Below are 17,439 nucleotides of genomic sequence, written 5' to 3'. Positions count from 1 at the left end.
TTTCGACCAAAAGGTTCACGTTGGGTAGTGGGCCTGGGGGGCTGGCAATCTTTGTCACGCTCATTGCAATCGCAACTGTTCACCCGGCTGCGCGCCGACGGAGGAGAACGGCATGATCCGCCCGATCCAATGGAGACTTGATGGTCTCATCCCGACCGTCATGGCCCCACTGCGGAACGAGGCCCCCGTTCTCCGCTTCGCGGCGCAGCCATGCCTCGAGGATCCATTCCCACCCTAGACGTTCCCGGGCCTCACTGGGCCGATACCCGACCAGACGATGCATTTGATTGCTGGCCGCGAACCCATCTGGGTATCCTAACTCGCAAGCTACAGTGTAGATGCTCTGCGATGAGTTCTGGAGTCGCAGCGATAACCGAAGCACTCGGCCGAACTGAAGCCAATGAGATGGGACGGGCAGGCCCCGGCTGGCGAATCGCCGCCCTAATGCCCGTCGTGATAGGTACAACCCACGGGCTAGCGCCGAGACTGAATTCAGCTCTGAAGACAATTCTAGCGTGCGGCGCACGAGTCGCATCGTGTTCGAGTCCACTCGAATACCGCGCCACTTCAAATAGTCGGTGACCGCCACCGGTACGTCCTCGGGCGGCTTCCGGAGCACCTGGGCGAGGTCCTCCACCGCCGGGTGGTCATGGTAAGGGAGAATCGCGTGCGGCCGAGCCCTGGAGACCAACTCCCATATGGACGGATCATTTAGGACCTCTGATGTCCGCGGCAGCACGAGCAACAATGCGACACCACCGGGACGATCCTCAATGAACTGAACATCCTTGGCGCGTACTCCGTGCTCAAGCTGCCAAAGGAATGCGGTTCCCGGTCTCGTGACGAACGCACGCAATTGGGTCGCATGGGTGATCGATTCCAAACGAACATAGGGATGACGAAGGAGTTGGACGCTGGAGGCAACGGAATCGGACATGCGGACCTTCCCGACTGAGTGATTGGCTTACGAACACTCAGTCTGGACCTGTGCCGTCAGCGTTCCGTCATCGTTGCCCCCAACATCGTAGGGCCGTGGCTGGTGGGGTGATGACGCTGGTCGGGTCCGAAGCGGTGGTCTCCCCACAGTGATCCTATCAATACGCCATATTTGACAGAAACACGAACTAGAATTCTATTCTATTCATGACGCTTGAGGATCCTACCCGAAAGACGGTAAACCCGCCCAAACAGTCCCGCTCGCGTCGCACACTCGAGAAAATCGTGCGTGCTTCGCTGGAAATCCTGGACGACGAGGGCCCCAACGGACTCACAGTCCACGCCGTCGTACAGCGAGCCGGATCATCTGTGGGCTCGTTTTACGCCCGATTCAAGGGAAAGGACGACCTTCTCGAGTATTTGGGCGAGCGAGTATGGCAGGAGGCGCTTGAACGGTGGCATGATGCGCTGGATTCCCGTGATTGGTCGGAATTGGAGCTTCCGCAGCTTGCTGAAGGCTCGATTGGGCTCCTGGTGGACGCCCAACGTTCCCGATCCTCCTATCTCAAATCCCTGGATCGCGCGGCTGGAGGTAATGACGACGCCTACGTTCGATTCAGGCGGACGCTGATTTCAGGCATTGGTGACCTCTTGCTCACGCGTAGAGAGGAAATTGAGCACCTCCAGCCAGATCTCGCGGTCCGCCTTGGCCTCCTCGCGGTTCTCGGGGTAATCGATGCCGAGGACAGCTCGGGGGAAGGCCCCCTGCCCCGTACTGATGTGATTCGTGAAGCGACGAACCTCCTGAACGGATACCTGACACCGGCTGGACCCGGTGGAGCAGCTGGAGCCGTCGACTTTTTTGAGATCTGGGGTTGAGCCTCACGTCCGCGACATCGGGGAACCCATCGTTCCCTCAGCTGGGTCGTTCCTCCATTTTGTAGTCGGGCTCTTCTACGAAAGTTGCCCTCCCTTCGTGCCGTCCCGGATGTGCTACATGCCGCCTCGTCTGCCTACCGCTGCTCTTCTCTCGGCCGTGGCCCTTATTGGCACGGCCCTGCCAGCAAGTGCCCAGGAAGGTCGGGTCGAGGCCTCGAGGATTCCGGCTACTGCCGTTGAGTCGGTCCGGCTGGATGGTCTCCTCTCGGAGGATCTGTGGTCCTCCGCAGATGTGATGACGGACTTCATTCAGCGGGAGCCTGTTGAGGGCGCCCCTGCTTCCGAACGCACCGAAGTCCGAGTCGTCTTCAACGACGACATGTTGTACGTGGGCGTGATGGCCTACGATTCGGATCCCGACGCGATTGTTGCGCGTATCCTGCAGCGCGACAAGATCATCGAGCCGGTGTTCTTCGGGACGGGACTTCAGTTCGCCGGAGACGATGGAGTAGCGATCATGTTCGATCCGTTCCACGACCATCGGAACGGTGTGATCTTCGCGACCAACCCCAACGGTGCGGAATTCGAAGCACTGCTCACGGACGAAGGCAGCGAACTCAATATCGACTGGCGTGGTGTATGGGAGGTCGCATCCGCGACAACCGCTGATGGGTGGAGCGCGGAGTTCGCCATTCCTTGGCGCAGCATCCGTTATCCCGACGGCGCGCCGGACCACGAGTGGGGCATCAACGTCCAGCGGACCATTCGCCGGAAGAACGAGGACACGATGTGGCAGTCGTGGCAGCGGGAAGGTGGCGGCTTGGTGCGCGTAAGCCGCGCAGGGCACTTGGCGGGATTGGCCGCATTGCCGGCTCTGGGAATGAACCTGGAGGCGAAGCCGTTCATCCTGGCCGGCCGGCGTCAGGAAGCAGACGACTTCGGAGTTATCAGCACCGAGACCCAACGCGAGACGGGCATCGACATCAAAACTGAACTCCGGCCGGGGCTCCTGCTGGACCTCACCGTGAACACGGACTTCGCGCAGGTGGAGGTGGACGACGCCCAGGTGAACCTCACACGGTTCAATCTGTTCTTCCCAGAGAAGCGCGACTTCTTTCTCGAGAATTCTGGCATCTTCGACTTTGGAACACCGGGCAGTCCGTTCGAGCCCCCGGCCTATCAACTGTTCTTCAGCCGCCAGATCGGTATTTCGGAGGACGGTGAGATCCCGATCCTCGCAGGCGCTCGTCTCACGGGACGCGTAGGTGGACAGACGATCGGGCTCATGAACGTGGTGACGGGGGAGGCGCACGGTGTGCAGCGTGAGAACTTTTCTGTTGCTCGCGTGAAGCGTGATGTGGGTGACAGTAACTACGTGGGCGCGATGATCGTGGACCGAAGGAGTGCCGATATGTGGAATACGTCGGCCGGCGTCGATGGCCAGTTCGTGGTTGGGGACGCTTGGGTATGGGAGTGGTACGGGGCGCAGTCGTTTACGCGGGGTGAAGGCGGAGACGGCTATTCGTACCGCGTCGGGTACAACTACGACGGCGAGAAGTACGGCTCTTTCTTCAACCACTATGTGGTCAGCCCGAATGCAGCGGCAGAAGCCGGGTTCATTGCTCGCGAGGATATTCGCCGGACGGACCTGTACGGGAGTCGGATCTCGCGACCCTCGGCCTTAGGCCTTCGTCAAGTCGACATATGGGCCGGGGGAGGGTACGGAAGCACCGTCTCGGACGGCCAGCTCCAGGACTGGGTCGGCGGCATCGCGATCAGTCCAACGTGGGAGTCCGGGGACCGGTTCACCTTAATGCTGAACTCGGGTGAGACTGTGGTGGACGAGGAATTCCAGCTGACGGACTCGGTGGATGTGCCCGTGGGCCGCTATCGTGCCGACCACATTGGTTGGTTCGGGGGTACGTCGAAGAACCGGCCGGTGTATCTGGACTCGAACGGCATGCTCACGAAGTTCCACGGGGGTAACTTGGTGAGTGTCGGTGGGACGGTCACAGCAGCCCCATCATCGCAGGTGTCTATGGCACTGGGGTATACGCGGAATGTGGTGGATGTCCCGGATGGGAGCTTCACGGCGGACATAACTTCGCTGCGTGCGACGTATTCAGTATCGACGAAGTTGTCGACGAATGTCCTGGTGCAGTACAACAGTCTCGATCAGGCGTTCTCGACTAATGTGAGACTCAACTATATCCACAGACCGGGCAGTGACTTTTTCATCGTCTTCACCGAGAATCGGGGTGACGATGACCGGGTGTGGAACCTCTCCGACCGGGGGCTGGTGATGAAGATCACCTACCTCTCTCGGATGTGACGAACGGAACGGAATGGCAATGGTGAAAGGGATTCAGGCAGTTTCAGCGCTCGCGTTCGGCATGCTCTTGGCGTTCGCGCCACAGAGCGCTTTTGCTCAGTCCGAGGGCACGGCGAGTCTGACGGGGATCGTCTTCGACAGCACTGAGATGACGGCACTGGGTGGTGCCAGGGTAGCAGTGATCGGGACCCGCGCGAGCACGGATGCGGACGAGCGTGGAGAGTTCCGGCTTGACGGGATCCCTGCAGGTACGCATTGGGTGTCGTTCTACCACCACCGTCTCCAATCCCTGGGTGTGAGTCCACCGTCTCGTCAGGTCACGTTTAGCGACGGAGAAGCTGTCCGACTCGAGCTGGCCGTCCCATCTGAGGAAACGTTGCTCCTAGGCTGGTGCCTCGCGGAGCAACCCGGACCCGGGTATGGAGTCATCGCGGGAATCGTCACGGATTCACTGACGGGCATCGCCATGCCCCGTGCCATTGTTACCGCTGAGCGGACGAGCCGCGGGCTAGCAAGCCGGCCGGTGGAAGTTCGGACGGATGAATCAGGCTACTTCAGGATGTGCGTCGTGCCAGCGTCCGTTGAGCTCCGGGTTCAGGCGCGCTTTGGGATGAATTCGGGGCGCAGCGTGGTTACGAGCGTTACTGCGGGAGGCGCTCGGATGCAGGACCTCGTGCTCCTGATGTCCCAGGAAGGCACGCTCTCCGGATACGTAAAGGAATACAACTCGGGAGATCCGGTCACGGGCGCGACGGTGCGCGTTCAAGGGACAACGAGCAGCACGTTGTCAGATGCCGAGGGTCGATTCCTGATGGATGATCTGCCGCCTGGTCGTCACTTGGTCACGACGGACCATCTCGCGTTCGCGGAACGCACTGACTCGGTAACGATCTTCAGTGCGGAAATTGTCGACATCGAGGTGTTTATGGCTACGGAGGCGCTTGCAGTGGAGGGGCTCGTCGTAACTGCCCGCACCCGTTTCGGTCAGACGAGTCTCGCGGGCGACGCGAAACGTGCGGACTTCATCTCTCGTGAGGAGATCGACGCACTTCTGCCGCGTGTCACCACTACCGCCGACCTGTTGCGGAACGTGAATGCTCCGGGTCTGAGGATTCGTGATGTCTACATAGCCGACGAGTTTACCGGCGCGAGCACGCCAAGTGTCTGCATCGAGGTCAGTCGGCGTTCAGGCGGTCAGGGGTGCAAGCCTGCAGCAGTGTCCCTCAACGGGGTCCTCGTTCCATACCCTGATCAGGTGATTCGGGATCTGGATCCGAATATCATCGATAGGATCGAAGTGTTGAGTCCTGTTGATGCTTCGTTCCAGTTCGGCTCCCTCGCGGGTAACGGCGCGATCGCCATCTACACTCGGTAGAAGCTGAATGCCGGGGCCTGAGCGCCGAGCTAGGTCCACGCGGTAGGACGGGCCCGCCCTGCCGCGCCCACCCTCAGGACTTCGTCGCCTCGAAGTGCGCGCCAGCGATTGATCCTGCGAAATCTGTGAGCGTCGATTCCTCATCTGGGTTCTGTCTGATGAAGTCTTGGACGCCGGGGTCCGTGAGGATGTAGCTCGCGGGGTAGAGCTTCTCCTCCGTAATCCGCACGTCAGCGAAGCCCGCGTCGCGAAACTGTTGCATGTACGTATCGCGGTAGGTGGGCAGGCAGGCGGCCACCGCATTCAAGTTGCCCTGGAGGACCAGAGGCACGGGTAGGTCCGAGACCATGTCCGAGACCACGACTCGTCCGCCCGGCTTGAGGACGCGGTACGCCTCCGCGAGCACTTTGTCTTTTGCGGTGCTCAGGTTCAGGACGCAATTCGAGATGATGACGTCGACCGTCCCGTCTGCGACGGGAATTGCCTCAATCTCACCGAGCCGAAATTCGACGTTGTCGTAGCCGGCCTTGCTCGCGTTCGTCCGAGCGCGATCGATCATCTGAGGTGTCATGTCGACGCCGATGACCGAGCCGGAGGCTCCGACTTGGTTCGCGGCCAGGAAGCAGTCAATGCCCGCGCCGGACCCGAGGTCGAGAACGGTCTGACCTTCTTTGAGGGATGCCAGGGCAGTGGGGTTACCGCAGCCCAAGCCGAGATTGGCGTCTTCCGGGAGGTCAGCAAGCTCGTCTTTCGAGTAGCCGATGATCTGGCTGATGTCCTCCGCCGGGCTGGCCGTATCGTCTCCGCAGCAGGAGGGTTCGCAGGAGCCAGAGCCTTCGGTGGCAGCGCGCGCGTAGCGGTCGCGGACGGCCTGTTTCTGTTCCGTCTCGGTATGTGTGGCACTCATGAATTCCCTCCAATTAGTTTTATGCTGCAACTGGTTGTGTCAAAGTAAGAGCTGACGGCCCGCACTCCGATCAGTTCACCACGCAGCAACTACCACCCGACACCTCGGCCCGCGCCGAAAACGAACGGCCGAGCCTGGCGACAAGCCGAGTGATTGCAGAACGAATCTCCGGGTCGAAATCAGAGAGCATGTCAGCGTACTCGATCGTTTGGTCCTGCTCGATCTTCTCAAAGATCTCGACTCCCATCTCCGTTGGGACCCGATGCACAACGCGACCGTCCTCAGCGTCTCTCTCTCGGACGAGCAGGCCCTTGTCCAAGTCAGAATCCACTATTCTCTGCCGGGACCATGGGGTTGGCAATGAAGCAGCTCACGTGTGACGGCGACTACGCCTACTTTCTCTGGGAGGGCTCAGGTCCCGCACACGTGGCGCCGTTGGGCACGGACACGTTGCTCGTGCAGGATGGCAAGGTTGTCATGCAGAGCTTTACGGCTGTGCTGAACGCGAAATAGAACGCTAGGTGTAAGGCGCTGTCGGGCTACTGAGCCCTGGCGCCTCTGCCCGTTTTAGAGTCCGGGAAAGTCGCAGCGCAGGAAGGTCATGCCGCCGGGTCCACCTGCAGGTCCGCCCTCAGACGTGAGGACGACCTGGCCGTCCAGGCCGATTCCGACTCCCTCACCTTGAGCCTCCTGCAGCGTACGCAGGTTCACGAGCCCGTCCTCCATAACAGCCAGCGTATCGCCTGCCATGAGATAGAACTGTAGGACCTCATAGGTTCGCAGCGCGAGAACGCCGCCTCGCGGCGAGACGGCTCCACCCGTGACTTGTCGAGGCAGGATGCGCGCCCGCTCCGTCAGGCGTTGGACCTCCTCCAGTACCACGGTGTCTGGACGTAGAGGTGGTGGATATCGGTACACCGTCACTGCGTGATTACGACCCTTCGTGACGAAGTAGATCCGTTCACCCGGGAGGACCATCATGGCCTCGATGTCCCGTTCCCCATCCGGGAGCCACACTGGAAACGCCTCGGTCTGAAGCGTGTCACCCGATGCTCTGTCGGAGGGATCGGGTTCCGCAGCCCTAAGGAGATTCATTGGGAGGTTCTGCGTTTGGCGCTCTTCGTAGTTGTCGCCCAGGTCCGCCATGTAAAGGCACGATCCCCCGTCCGCGCACATGGATACCGCGATATCTTCCCAATCGCGAAGGCGACGGTCGAGCAGATAACGGCGGAGAATTGCGCCCTCCGAGTCGACCGCGAAGAGGACCGACCCAACGTTGTTGTGCGTCCAGAAGATGCCGGGGTGCCGAAGGCTTACCGCGACGCCGCTGGATTCGTTGAGTTCGGGAGGTAAGGCCAGACCTGTCCGAACGGGGCTACAGCCTGGACCGGCTGTAGCGATGGGTCCGCACGCTATTGCGCCAGACACGAGTAACACGGGGATCGTGCCTCGGGCGAGCGCCGTCGCCCGGAGAAGGCGCGAGGCCTGCGGCTTAGTCCTCACGGTCGTGCTTCAGCCACCGCCGGTGGAAGCGTCAGCGTACACCGCGTCGAGGATCTCCTTGAACGACTCGAGAGGTAGGGCCCCCTGCAAAGGCGGGTACCCCACGACAAAGAATGTCGGTGTCCCACGAACGCCCAACTGTCCGGCCAGGTTGCTGGCAGCTCTCACCCGTTCCAAACGTCGGTCGGACTCCATGCAGCTCACCCACTCCCTTATGTCGACCCCGGCATCGTCCGCCATGCCGCGAAGAACCGGCTCGGGGTCGTCACTCTGTTTCCATACACTCTGGTCGTCCCACAGGCGCTCGTTGAGCACCCGGAACACCTCGGTACTCTGCTCGAGCGCGCATTCCGCAGCCTCAGTGGCCAAAGGGGAGTTCTCGAACATGCCGTTCACGAAGGGCATGAACTTCCACTCTACCTTTCCAGATTCGATGTAGTCAGCGAGCAGCGTGGGGAAGGTCTCCATGTGGAACTGACGACAGTAGCTGCATCCGTAGTCGGACATCTCTACCACGCGAACCGGCGAGGCGGCCACACCCATGTTGAACCCGAGCGTCGCGACGTCGATTGCGGATCGTTCGGCCATACCTTCTTGCTGGGTCTGAGTCAGCAGTCCCTGGGTCGTTCCGGTGGTATCTCCCCCCGCTGACCCATCGGCGTCACACGCCGAAAACGTGAGGATAGTTACGAGGGCGACACCGCCCGAAATCAGCTGCCTCATGGCATCTCCAGATTTATTAGCTGGCCCATTCCGGCCAGGAACGCCGTCATTGTCGCGAAGTGCCCGCTCGCCATCAGAACTCCGATGACGACCAGAACCGTCCCGGCGATCCGCTCAAGCGGGACCATCCATTCCTTCACCTTATCGACGCCGGCAAAAAACCAGTTGAACGCCACGGCCGCCACTACGAAAGGGATACCGAGTCCCAAGGCGTATGTGGCGAGGAGCAGTGTTCCCTGCGCCATTGTCGTCTCTAAGCTCGCATAAAGCAGGATGGAGCCCAGAATAGGTCCGATGCAGGGAGTCCACCCAGCGCCGAACGCGAGTCCAATCACCAGCGAGCCCAGTGGACCCGTCGGTTTGTCGGAAAAATGTATACGCACCTCACGAGTGAGTGCTGGAATCCGCAGTACCCCGGCCAGGTAAAGGCCGAAGACTACGAGCACTACTCCGCCGATCCGGTTCATCCAAGGAAGAGCCTGACCCACCGCTCTTCCTGCGCTTGTCGCGACAAACCCCATTGTCATGAAGACGGCGCTGAAGCCCACCACGAACAGAACCGAGTTGATGAAAGCTGCCCGACGAGCGTCCCGTTTCGATCCATCGCGGAGTTCGTCGAGCGTCAGACCCGAGATGAAAACGAGGTAGCTCGGTACAACTGGGAGGATGCACGGCGACAGGAATGACACGAGGCCGGCGAAGAAGGCTAGGGGCAACGAGACTTGGATTTCCACGAGGTTCGTCCTTTCCTCTAGAGCTCGAAGTCCGTGAGGAGTCGACGCTCCTCTTCTCCAACCGTCGCCTGGATTTCCAGGTACGATTCGAGGCCACTCCCGTTGAGCTTCACTCGGAGGAGTTGGTCGAGCTGGAAGAGTCCGGCTGAGTTCGAAAGTTCGATGGTTACCCGGATCGGCTTCTTGTCGCCCTTTGCCAAGGAGACGCTGTCTACGGCGGCGGCTGACACCGCGTGGATAGAAAGCGAGCCTGCCTCGAACGGGATGCGCGATCGCCCTTTGGCCATGTCCAGTGCATCCGCGATGCGCACCACGCCGGCTTCTAGCGTGAGCGGAGTGCCGCCCGACCGATGAGAGATGATTGCGTGGAGAATCTCGGAGCGGATGATCGTTTCGTGCCGAGAGTCATACACATGCTGCAGGATCTGTTTGAGCTTCTCCTGTGCAATGAAGAGGCTGAACGCTTCGTGGTCCTGCCGGTGGATGGACATACCCACGTCGTGCAACAGCGCCGCGAGCGCGACGACGACTTCGGCATCTTTCGCACTCATTTCGTAGTTGAGTGCAACCCCAGAGGTAACCCCTGCATTTGCGAGTAGCCTCAGCATCCTCACGGCCAGGTTCATCACGATCTTCACATGGACGGGACCGTGGTCGGTCATGCCCAGTCGTTCGACTGCGTTAACGTTGGCAGCCAGCCAGAGGCCGTAGAGGTCGTCGTCAGCGTTCACCAGCTCAATCACTTTTTGGAGCTTCGGATTGTGCTCGTCCGGCACCGACATGACGATGCGGTTCTCGAAACGGTCATCGACCGACCCAGCGACGTCCTCGGGGTTTGGCGTCGCCTCAGTATCAAAATGTTCGTCGGTCAAAGTGCTGACTCCCAGTTCTTGATTTTCTTCGCACCCTCGATCACGACGACCGTGCCGACAATGCGGTCGTGGATCCCTTGGCGATTAGCGTCCCAATACACTTGGGCGAACCCCAAGAGTCCCGTTGCGAATCCAGCCGCGTATCCGCCTGCTCGCTCGAAAGCGATCCACCACGTGATCGGTTCCCCGTCCAGGCGCACCACGCGAATCCTCATGAGCTTCTTGCCCACCGTCTGACCGTTCCACCAGGAGAGAACGACTGTCATGTATAACGAGGCCCACCCGAACCCAAACCCGAGTTCGTCGAGAAAGCCGCGCAACGTGTTGAAAAGCCCGGCGTTGTTTGATTGATCGAGTTCAAATTGTGCAGCGGCGAGCTGTGTTCTTTGACTGGTTTGTAGGGATTCGAGATCACCGATGTGCTCTTCGAGGACGGCGAGCGTGTCCGAAGCGACTTCGGTGAGGAGCCGGCTGCGCAGCAGTTCGCGGGTGAGTATTGCCTCGTCGCCGTCTGCGGCTAACAACGCGGCGTAGGATGTCAGAGCAGCCTCAGCGGACAGGCCGTCGATCTCGTTGGCCAGCGACGCCCTAACCGTTGGGTCTCCCGGTGCCTCGTCGACGCCCTCGCCATTCAAGAGAGCGGTGAATCGTGCTTGGGCGGAGCCAGCCCAGGAGGCATCATCTGGAATGGCGGCGAGCACCAAGTCCAGCATTTGGCTCCGCTTCCACCCCATGTCTTCCGCAGCCTCCACGAAGTCCAGGAACTCTTCCTCAGCGTCTTCCAAGTCGTTCGCATTCGCGAACGAGGCCTCTAGCGCGTTCACCGCGATCGTGCCGAGAACCGCGGCGAACGGGTTGTCCGAGTTGCCTTCGACAAGGGCCGGCATTGCTGTGAGATCCTGTGCTTCGTTTCCTCCTAAGTTGACTCCGAATGCCCACACCATTCCAGCTGTTATGAGTGCGATGACTAAGCCGAAGCACCCCACGGATGCACGCATCGTCCGGTTGAAAGCGCTGCCCTTCACGGGCGTGCGCTTGAAGCCCGCTCGCATGAAGAACGTCGCGGCGGCGACACCAAGAATGAGCGCGTTGCTCTTGGTCACTATGGTGATGAAACCGACGATCGCGAGGTCGATGATGAGCGCCCAGAATCGTCGTCCGGGCTTGGCCAGGGGCATCCCCAGTAACTCTGCGGAGACGTCGAAGGCGTCCGGCGTGATGATACTCCGGGGGTCGTGATGCGTGACGGGACTCATAGAGGGTGCGGCTACCGCCGCCTCGCCCAGATCACCAAAGCGAGACCGGCCGCGGCGCCGAGAAAGGCTCCTCCTGCGAGGGTACGCGAGCGGACGGATTTCACGACGGGCGGCACTGGGGGCACCGACTCAGGCTCATCGAAGTCCGGAAGGGTGACGGACCCTTCGCCGCCGTAGGCCATCGTTTCGTCCTCTCCGCCGTCCCAAGAACATGAGGGACAACTCAGGACACCCTTGTCGTGAGCGGTGCGATTCGGGGAAACGACCTCGTCGCCACACAGGGGACATCCAACACCCGCTGGAAGTGGGCGGATCAGCCCATAGAGAGCGCCCTTGGACAGGTCGAGCTCGTCAGCGATCTGATTGACGCTTTTCTCAGAGTCCCAATACAGCTCATTGGCTGCTTCGAGCGTCTTTTTGGAGGTTTCCATTGTGGTTTCCAGGCGTTGCCTTGACCGTTTCGGGTAGTCTCATGAACATAGCTACGCCCCGTCCGTCCTGCACAGCGAAGTCGACTGGCTGGCGGGCCTTTTTCTTTGGTGTAGAGAGGGTTTCCTGTGGTGTGCATTCCCGTCGAACACGGCCATCTTGAGGCCATCGTGAAAGAACCGAAGGACGCTCCGCGCGGCGTTGCCGTTGTGTGTCACCCCCATCCGGTTCACGGGGGCACGATGCACACCAAGGCCGTGTACCGCGCAGCCCAGGCATACAACGACGCGGGCTTGGTGACCCTCCGGTTCAACTTCCGCGGTGTGGGCGTGAGTACGGGCAGCCACGACGATGGAATCGGCGAGATGGATGATCTGCGTGACGCTCTGGACTGGATCGAGGCTCGCTACCCGTCGCTCCCGCTTCTTGTAGGTGGGTTTTCCTTTGGTTCGATGGTCGGACTGAGTGTGGGAGCGGAGGATCCCCGTGTAGTGGCTCTGCTAGGCCTGGGGCTCCCGGTAGACATGGATCGCTACGACTACTCATTCCTCTCCGAAATCGACAAACCGATTTTGGTAGTGCAGGGTGAAGAGGACGAGTTCGGGTCTGGGGAGAGAGTGTCGGCGCTGGTCGCCGAGCTGGGCACGCACATCACGCTGGTGCGCATTCCGGGTTCGGACCATTACTTCACCGATCGACTGGACGAGTTGAGAGACATCGTCCGAGGCTATTACGAGTCAGGTCCGGGATCTCGGTACCTGGCCGCAGTCTGACCTAGGAGAGCGCCATGCGAAGTCGCGATCGAGTCCTCCAGAGCTTGGAGAACGTGTATCGCTCGGCTTTCACAGCAGCCGACGAAGCGACCGACACACCTGCGATGGCCCGGCTGGACCTCGAATATCAGCGAGACCAACTGCAGCTCGAGGTGCTACTCGATATCCGCGAGATGCTGACGCCTGCCGAGCCGGATCGTGTCGACAAGACCACTTCGTTGCTCGAGAAGGCTCAGAAGATTCGAAAACTCACCAGGCTCCGGTAGCGACATGAAGATCTACACAAAGACTGGAGATGGCGGCGACACGGCGTTGTTCGGCGCTGGACGTGTGTCCAAGGCGTCCGTGAGGGTGGCCTCGTACGGTGAGGTTGATGAGCTCAACGCCACGGTGGGCTGGGCGATAACTCAGGTATCGGACGGCCAAATCAAACAGAGGCTCGAGACCCTCCAGCACGACCTGTTTGCCCTCGGCTCAGAATTGGCCACGCCGCCTGCCGCTGAAGGCCGTCGCCGTCCAGACACGCCAGGTGTGCCCGACGAAAGACTCGGACAAATGGAGACTTGGATGGACGAAGCTGACGCAGAACTCCCTGAGCTTCGTGTCTTTGTGCTTCCGGGCGGGACGACGGGAGCTGCCGCACTTCATCTGTGCCGGACGGTGTGTCGGCGGGCCGAGCGAGCCGTGGTCGGGCTTGCTTCACAAGAAGAAGTGAGTGCCCCGGTGCTGGCATACCTGAACCGACTCTCCGACACGCTTTTCACCTTCGCGCGGCTCGAAAATCATCGGGCAGGTGTGGACGACATAGAGTGGCGCAAATAGACGTCGACCGCGCTACAGCTATGGCGGCCTCTCTAACGAAGGCTGCTCATCGTGTGGGTACCCCACCTGAAGGGATCGACTGGCTGTCCCGGGCACACGCCCTCGCAATGGCTCCTCGTCTGGAGCAGTTGGGGGATGATCACCATCCTGCGTACCTGCACCCCGGCCGGTCTGCTCTTGTCCTGATCCGAGACGCTGAGGTGTCGGATGCACTCACGCTCGCCGGCGCGGTAGTTCTCGAGACGCGGGACGATGCTCTGAGGATGTCGACGGACCTCGTAGATCGTCTTGGTCCGGAATTGTCAGAGCTCGTGGCCGCTGTGCCGCGCCCAGGGGGCGACTCGTTGACGGAGCGCCTCGTCACTGCATCGAATGAAGTGAGGCTCGCCGCTCTGGCTGAGCGGCTCGACCACCTCCGGCACGAGCATCTACGTGAGGAGCGGGACCATTGGAGAGAGCTCCACGACGAAGTGGGCTCGGTGTGGTGGCCTGTGGCCAAGAGGACGCACGCCAAGCTGGCGACGCGATACGCTCATTGGCATCGGACGTTCGCTAAACGTCTCTGAGGGGTTCAGCTTAGCGGTTCCTTTTACGTTCGCCCGCGACCGTTTCAACGAGCAGAATGCCGTACTTCCCGAGTTCGCCGTATATGAGTCGCGCTTCAAGCCGCGACAGGAAACGGATCGAAGCGATCTCTTCGGGGCCAAGAGATGCGGCCACCTCGCCGGGCTGCTCGAGCCCGTCGATCAGGACCATCGCACAAACCGAGTTTCCATCTGACGGAGAGGACGAACCGCGAGTACTGATCACGCAAAGGCTCGACATGGGTCCGCCCATGTCGTGCACGCGGACTCCGGGGAAACGCGCGCGGACCATGTCCGTGATGTGCCCGTACTTGAGGCGGAAGTCCTCCATCAGCTCGCCGCCAATGAAGTCGTATCGGGTTCCGAACGAGCGGTATTCCTCAGCCGAGTTCGACAGAATCGAGACCTCGATGCCTTCGAGCTCGATTGGAGCCAGGTCCATTTTCACTGCCAGAATTTCGTCCGGTACAAACTCCATGTAAGACTCGAACGTGAGGTACCCGAGACCGTAGACGCCAAGCTCGTGTGCTCCCACGGGGACGTCGGGGATCTCGAAGTAACCGAGTTCGTCCGTCCGGGTGATTTTCCACAGATCGTGCATCGTGACGAGGATACCCACGAGGGGCCGTCCATTCACCGCGTCGAGTACTTCGCCCTGGACTGTGAAAGTCTCCCCGACGGGCTCCTCATCCTGGGCCGCGAGTGGTCCGCTCGTCGCCAACCCGAGCAGGCCGAATAGCAACGCGTAGCGAGATAGAGTCCGCATCAGTTGCCTTTCGTATAAATCACGATCACACCATTTCCTGCGCCGAGTCCGAACAAGTTTCCAGCCTCCACCGGCTTGTAGATGACAATACGGTCAATCGCGTCAGGCGGAAGCTCATATAACATGTCAGTATTACTTACTCGCGCCCCGTTTAGGAAGACGAGCATCGACTCTAGTTCGTCGAAGACAATGCCCGCCTCGGTGCTTCCACCGTCCGGTACTGAGACTTCCCGAAGTCTCGCTTGGCGATCAAAGAGTCGAGCGTCCACAGAAATGGGTATGTCAGCCGGCACATCACAGGCCAAATACCATCCGTCGGAGTGGGCCTGAAGCTGTTGCCGACCTGGAGCATCCGTGCCTCGGACGTCCCAAGAAAGTGTCACTTGGGCTCCGGGCATGCCCATACCCGACGAGCTATCGCTGACCCAGCCGGCGATGGCGCCCGACCCCGGAGCGGATCGTTCGGTGAGGCACTCGGACGCCACCATGGTGAACGTCGACGGTGTCCCCACGTTGCCATGCTCGAATTAGTACACCGCTGGAGCCTGTCTTGCCTCGCTTTCGGGCTTTGATTACAAGTTCGGCGCTGTCGTTCACATAGTGACACAAACGGATAATCGGAGTCATGACCTACATCATCGCTGAACCGTGCATCGAGACTAAGGACGCGAGTTGCGTCGAGGTGTGCCCGGTGGACTGCATTTACGACGCCGCCGACCAGTTCTACATCCACCCAGACGAGTGCATCGACTGTGGTGCCTGTGAGCCCGAATGTCCGGTCCAGGCGATTTTCCCCGACACGGATGTGCCGCCCGAGTGGACGAACTACGTCGAGAAGAACAAGACTCACTTCGAGTAACTCGACGTAAGACTAGAAAGACAAAACGGCGGAGGAGCCCTGAAGCTCCTCCGCCGTTTTTTTGTGCCACCGATGACCGTAGGTGGCCGGCCGAACTAGAGGCCGAGCTCTCGCATGCGATCCAGCGAGAGAGTGGCGGGCTGCGATTCGCCTGCGGGCACGAGGCCGGGACGATCCTGCTGCTCCACCTGCTTCTGTTGACGCAACAGCATGACGGTTGTCGCAACCGCCAGCGCGCCGATCAATCCGAACGTGATTTTCTTCATGACTCTCCTCTCTGGCGTGGCTTCCTTCGTTGCCCGACACTAGCAGGAACCGTGCCGAATAAACGACGAGTCAACTAGTTCTGTAGGTCGTGTGTTCTCAATGATTTACGACTTTACCGCTCGATGCATTACCACCCTTTGATCCACAGATTCGAGAGGGTGGCTCAGAAATCCGTTCCGGTTAGGGAGACATGTCCGATTCCATAAGTGTTGAGATGAAGGAGGCCGCTGCGGCCGGAGACCCTGTTGCGCTGTGCCGAGTGATGGTGGCGACCCCCTCGGTGAACCCGATTTTGGCCGCTGGAGGAGTGGGTGAACGGGCGATGGCTGACCTCACCTGCTCGTGGCTTCGGGATTGGGGTTTGGAAACCGAGATCGTCGAGGTCGAGCCGGGTCGGTACAACGTGATCGGACGGCTCGAAGGGAGCGGCCCCTCACTTCTGCTGAATGGGCACCTAGACACGGTGGGTGTCGAGGGGATGACGACGGCACCCTTCGGAGCGGAGTTGGTCGACGGTAAGGTGCTCGGCCGAGGCTCGTGTGACATGAAAGGCGGCGTTGCGTCGATCCTCGCCGCCACCCGTCGACTCGCGAACGGCGGACCCCGCCCCAATCTGATTGTGGCGTTCACTGCGGATGAAGAATACGCCAGCGTGGGGATGGCTCACTTAGTAAAGTCGGGAGTGAGGGCGGACATGGCCGTGGTGTGTGAGCCCACCAGCCTCACGGTGATGCCAGCCCACAAAGGATTCGTGTGGATCGAGGCTGACTTCCGCGGCCGGGCCGCACACGGCTCGCGGCCGGAGATCGGCGTGGATGCGATTCGACATGCGGGCCTCTACTTGGCCGCACTCGATCGTTATGCAGACGACCTGAAGGCGCGACCCGCTCACCCTCTTCTTCAGTACGGGTCTTTCCATGCAGGGACCATTCACGGAGGCTCGGCGGAATCCGTTTATCCGGAGGGGTGCACGCTCATGTTGGAACGGCGAACGATGCCTGGCGAAGCGCCCGGGACAGTCATGGAGGAATTCGAGGCGGTTTTGTCCGAACTGCGGACCGAAGAAGAGTCGCTCGACGGTACCCTGAAGATGACGCTCGAGCGACCTGGCACAGAGGTGGCGACTTCCTCCGAATTGGTTCAAGGGTTGCTAGCGGCGATCGATCATCACGCTATCGAAGCTCAAGTCGAAGGGATGACCGCCTGGGTCGACGCGGCGTTCCTAAACGAATCCGGAGTGCCGGCGGTTTGCTTCGGGCCGGGAGATATCGCACAAGCCCATACCGAGGACGAGTGGATCCAAGCGCAACAGATCTCCTCGTGCGCGGACGTGTTGGAGAGCTTCGCTCGAGGTCTGGCGGCCGAATAAGAAAAAGCGCCGGACCACTGAGTGATCCGGCGCAGATTCGTTCAGGGTAGGCG

The 17,439-nt window shown here is 60.5% G+C and carries 22 protein-coding genes; 10 read left to right on the top strand and 12 right to left on the bottom strand.

Annotated features, from left to right (window positions below; translation table 11 throughout):
- Positions 1-79 precede the first annotated feature (79 nt).
- Complete coding sequence (locus P8L30_06555; GenBank protein ID MDG2239845.1) at positions 80-937, bottom strand: AraC family transcriptional regulator; 858 nt, start codon at positions 935-937, stop codon at positions 80-82.
- Positions 938-1,221: 284 nt separating this feature from the next.
- Between P8L30_06555 and P8L30_06550 the strand changes: the two genes are divergently transcribed.
- The 3 genes from P8L30_06550 (at position 1,222) to P8L30_06540 (ending at position 5,522) form a co-directional block, all read left to right on the top strand.
- Positions 1,222-1,815, top strand: coding sequence for a TetR/AcrR family transcriptional regulator (locus P8L30_06550; GenBank protein MDG2239844.1), 594 nt, complete (start codon positions 1,222-1,224; stop codon positions 1,813-1,815).
- 118 nt (positions 1,816-1,933) lie between these two features.
- Positions 1,934-4,147: a DUF5916 domain-containing protein gene (locus tag P8L30_06545; GenBank protein MDG2239843.1), complete on the top strand. Its 2,214-nt coding sequence runs from the start codon at positions 1,934-1,936 to the stop codon at positions 4,145-4,147.
- A 19-nt stretch (positions 4,148-4,166) separates the two neighbouring features.
- Positions 4,167-5,522, top strand: a complete 1,356-nt coding sequence (locus P8L30_06540; GenBank protein MDG2239842.1) for a carboxypeptidase regulatory-like domain-containing protein — start codon at positions 4,167-4,169, stop codon at positions 5,520-5,522.
- A gap of 73 nt (positions 5,523-5,595) precedes the next feature.
- On the opposite strand, the gene arsM is transcribed toward P8L30_06540, so the two are convergent.
- A complete protein-coding gene (gene arsM / locus P8L30_06535; protein MDG2239841.1) occupies positions 5,596-6,429 on the bottom strand; it encodes an arsenite methyltransferase in 834 nt (277 codons plus the stop codon).
- Between the two features lie 70 nt (positions 6,430-6,499).
- Positions 6,500-6,760 carry a MarR family winged helix-turn-helix transcriptional regulator gene (locus P8L30_06530; protein ID MDG2239840.1) on the bottom strand — a complete coding sequence of 87 codons (261 nt, stop codon included), beginning with the start codon at positions 6,758-6,760 and terminating at the stop codon, positions 6,500-6,502.
- A gap of 29 nt (positions 6,761-6,789) precedes the next feature.
- Here P8L30_06530 and P8L30_06525 point away from each other — a divergent pair, with 29 nt between their 5' ends.
- Positions 6,790-6,942, top strand: coding sequence for a hypothetical protein (locus P8L30_06525; protein MDG2239839.1), 153 nt, complete (start codon positions 6,790-6,792; stop codon positions 6,940-6,942).
- Positions 6,943-6,996: 54 nt separating this feature from the next.
- Here the strand turns inward: P8L30_06525 and P8L30_06520 are convergent, their stop codons facing one another.
- Genes P8L30_06520 through P8L30_06495 form a run of 6 tightly spaced genes read right to left on the bottom strand, consistent with a single transcriptional unit; the run spans position 6,997 to position 11,948 of the window.
- The gene (locus tag P8L30_06520) at positions 6,997-7,932 is read right to left on the bottom strand and encodes a hypothetical protein (protein ID MDG2239838.1); all 936 of its coding nucleotides are present in this window, start codon (positions 7,930-7,932) and stop codon (positions 6,997-6,999) included.
- Between the two features lie 9 nt (positions 7,933-7,941).
- Positions 7,942-8,655, bottom strand: a complete 714-nt coding sequence (locus P8L30_06515; protein MDG2239837.1) for a thioredoxin domain-containing protein — start codon at positions 8,653-8,655, stop codon at positions 7,942-7,944.
- The gene (locus P8L30_06510) at positions 8,652-9,389 is read right to left on the bottom strand and encodes a cytochrome c biogenesis protein CcdA (GenBank protein ID MDG2239836.1); all 738 of its coding nucleotides are present in this window, start codon (positions 9,387-9,389) and stop codon (positions 8,652-8,654) included. The genes P8L30_06515 and P8L30_06510 overlap by 4 nt, the downstream gene beginning before the upstream one ends.
- Positions 9,390-9,406: 17 nt before the next feature.
- Positions 9,407-10,261 carry an HD domain-containing protein gene (locus P8L30_06505; GenBank protein ID MDG2239835.1) on the bottom strand — a complete coding sequence of 285 codons (855 nt, stop codon included), beginning with the start codon at positions 10,259-10,261 and terminating at the stop codon, positions 9,407-9,409.
- Positions 10,258-11,517: an RDD family protein gene (locus P8L30_06500; protein MDG2239834.1), complete on the bottom strand. Its 1,260-nt coding sequence runs from the start codon at positions 11,515-11,517 to the stop codon at positions 10,258-10,260. Before P8L30_06500 ends, P8L30_06505 begins: the two co-directional genes overlap by 4 nt.
- Before the next feature lie 11 nt (positions 11,518-11,528).
- A complete protein-coding gene (locus P8L30_06495) occupies positions 11,529-11,948 on the bottom strand; it encodes a hypothetical protein (protein ID MDG2239833.1) in 420 nt (139 codons plus the stop codon).
- Positions 11,949-12,116: 168 nt separating this feature from the next.
- Between P8L30_06495 and P8L30_06490 the strand changes: the two genes are divergently transcribed.
- The 4 genes from P8L30_06490 to P8L30_06475 all read left to right on the top strand — a co-directional run bounded on the left by P8L30_06490 (position 12,117) and on the right by P8L30_06475 (position 14,107).
- The gene (locus tag P8L30_06490; GenBank protein MDG2239832.1) at positions 12,117-12,719 is read left to right on the top strand and encodes an alpha/beta fold hydrolase; all 603 of its coding nucleotides are present in this window, start codon (positions 12,117-12,119) and stop codon (positions 12,717-12,719) included.
- Between the two features lie 14 nt (positions 12,720-12,733).
- Positions 12,734-12,985: a hypothetical protein gene (locus P8L30_06485; GenBank protein MDG2239831.1), complete on the top strand. Its 252-nt coding sequence runs from the start codon at positions 12,734-12,736 to the stop codon at positions 12,983-12,985.
- 4 nt (positions 12,986-12,989) lie between these two features.
- Positions 12,990-13,541: a cob(I)yrinic acid a,c-diamide adenosyltransferase gene (locus P8L30_06480; GenBank protein ID MDG2239830.1), complete on the top strand. Its 552-nt coding sequence runs from the start codon at positions 12,990-12,992 to the stop codon at positions 13,539-13,541.
- A 107-nt stretch (positions 13,542-13,648) separates the two neighbouring features.
- A complete protein-coding gene (locus tag P8L30_06475; protein MDG2239829.1) occupies positions 13,649-14,107 on the top strand; it encodes a hypothetical protein in 459 nt (152 codons plus the stop codon).
- Between the two features lie 10 nt (positions 14,108-14,117).
- Here the strand turns inward: P8L30_06475 and P8L30_06470 are convergent, their stop codons facing one another.
- Both P8L30_06470 and P8L30_06465 read right to left on the bottom strand, forming a co-directional pair.
- A complete protein-coding gene (locus P8L30_06470) occupies positions 14,118-14,891 on the bottom strand; it encodes a carboxypeptidase-like regulatory domain-containing protein (protein ID MDG2239828.1) in 774 nt (257 codons plus the stop codon).
- Entirely contained in the window at positions 14,891-15,403 is a 513-nt protein-coding gene (locus P8L30_06465) for a hypothetical protein (GenBank protein ID MDG2239827.1), read from the bottom strand. The genes P8L30_06470 and P8L30_06465 overlap by 1 nt, the downstream gene beginning before the upstream one ends.
- 113 nt (positions 15,404-15,516) lie before the next feature.
- Between P8L30_06465 and P8L30_06460 the strand changes: the two genes are divergently transcribed.
- On the top strand, positions 15,517-15,750 hold the full coding sequence (locus P8L30_06460) for a ferredoxin family protein (protein ID MDG2239826.1): 234 nt from the start codon (positions 15,517-15,519) through the stop codon (positions 15,748-15,750).
- A 95-nt stretch (positions 15,751-15,845) separates the two neighbouring features.
- Here the strand turns inward: P8L30_06460 and P8L30_06455 are convergent, their stop codons facing one another.
- On the bottom strand, positions 15,846-16,016 hold the full coding sequence (locus P8L30_06455) for a hypothetical protein (GenBank protein MDG2239825.1): 171 nt from the start codon (positions 16,014-16,016) through the stop codon (positions 15,846-15,848).
- A 191-nt stretch (positions 16,017-16,207) separates the two neighbouring features.
- On the opposite strand from P8L30_06455, the gene P8L30_06450 reads away from it, so the two are divergent.
- On the top strand, positions 16,208-17,386 hold the full coding sequence (locus P8L30_06450) for a M20/M25/M40 family metallo-hydrolase (GenBank protein ID MDG2239824.1): 1,179 nt from the start codon (positions 16,208-16,210) through the stop codon (positions 17,384-17,386).
- Positions 17,387-17,439 lie beyond the last annotated feature (53 nt).

This window comes from Longimicrobiales bacterium, assembly GCA_029245345.1.
GTDB lineage: Bacteria > Gemmatimonadota > Gemmatimonadetes > Longimicrobiales > Gaopeijiaceae > CALFPJ01.
This window is presented reverse-complemented; position numbering and strand designations above follow the sequence as displayed.

What these genes read in the sequence shown, in the direction of transcription:
- P8L30_06450 (MDG2239824.1), top strand. Translation starts at nt 16,208, where the DNA reads ATGTCCGATTCCATAAGTGTTGAGATGAAGGAGGCCGCTGCGGCCGGA.
- P8L30_06515 (MDG2239837.1), bottom strand. Translation starts at nt 8,655, where the DNA reads ATGAGGCAGCTGATTTCGGGCGGTGTCGCCCTCGTAACTATCCTCACG.
- P8L30_06500 (MDG2239834.1), bottom strand. Translation starts at nt 11,517, where the DNA reads ATGAGTCCCGTCACGCATCACGACCCCCGGAGTATCATCACGCCGGAC.
- P8L30_06540 (MDG2239842.1), top strand. Translation starts at nt 4,167, where the DNA reads ATGGTGAAAGGGATTCAGGCAGTTTCAGCGCTCGCGTTCGGCATGCTC.
- arsM (MDG2239841.1), bottom strand. Translation starts at nt 6,429, where the DNA reads ATGAGTGCCACACATACCGAGACGGAACAGAAACAGGCCGTCCGCGAC.
- P8L30_06555 (MDG2239845.1), bottom strand. Translation starts at nt 937, where the DNA reads ATGTCCGATTCCGTTGCCTCCAGCGTCCAACTCCTTCGTCATCCCTAT.
- P8L30_06460 (MDG2239826.1), top strand. Translation starts at nt 15,517, where the DNA reads ATGACCTACATCATCGCTGAACCGTGCATCGAGACTAAGGACGCGAGT.
- P8L30_06485 (MDG2239831.1), top strand. Translation starts at nt 12,734, where the DNA reads ATGCGAAGTCGCGATCGAGTCCTCCAGAGCTTGGAGAACGTGTATCGC.
- P8L30_06525 (MDG2239839.1), top strand. Translation starts at nt 6,790, where the DNA reads ATGAAGCAGCTCACGTGTGACGGCGACTACGCCTACTTTCTCTGGGAG.
- P8L30_06480 (MDG2239830.1), top strand. Translation starts at nt 12,990, where the DNA reads ATGAAGATCTACACAAAGACTGGAGATGGCGGCGACACGGCGTTGTTC.
- P8L30_06475 (MDG2239829.1), top strand. Translation starts at nt 13,649, where the DNA reads ATGGCTCCTCGTCTGGAGCAGTTGGGGGATGATCACCATCCTGCGTAC.
- P8L30_06495 (MDG2239833.1), bottom strand. Translation starts at nt 11,948, where the DNA reads ATGGAAACCTCCAAAAAGACGCTCGAAGCAGCCAATGAGCTGTATTGG.
- P8L30_06545 (MDG2239843.1), top strand. Translation starts at nt 1,934, where the DNA reads ATGCCGCCTCGTCTGCCTACCGCTGCTCTTCTCTCGGCCGTGGCCCTT.
- P8L30_06455 (MDG2239825.1), bottom strand. Translation starts at nt 16,016, where the DNA reads ATGAAGAAAATCACGTTCGGATTGATCGGCGCGCTGGCGGTTGCGACA.
- P8L30_06470 (MDG2239828.1), bottom strand. Translation starts at nt 14,891, where the DNA reads ATGCGGACTCTATCTCGCTACGCGTTGCTATTCGGCCTGCTCGGGTTG.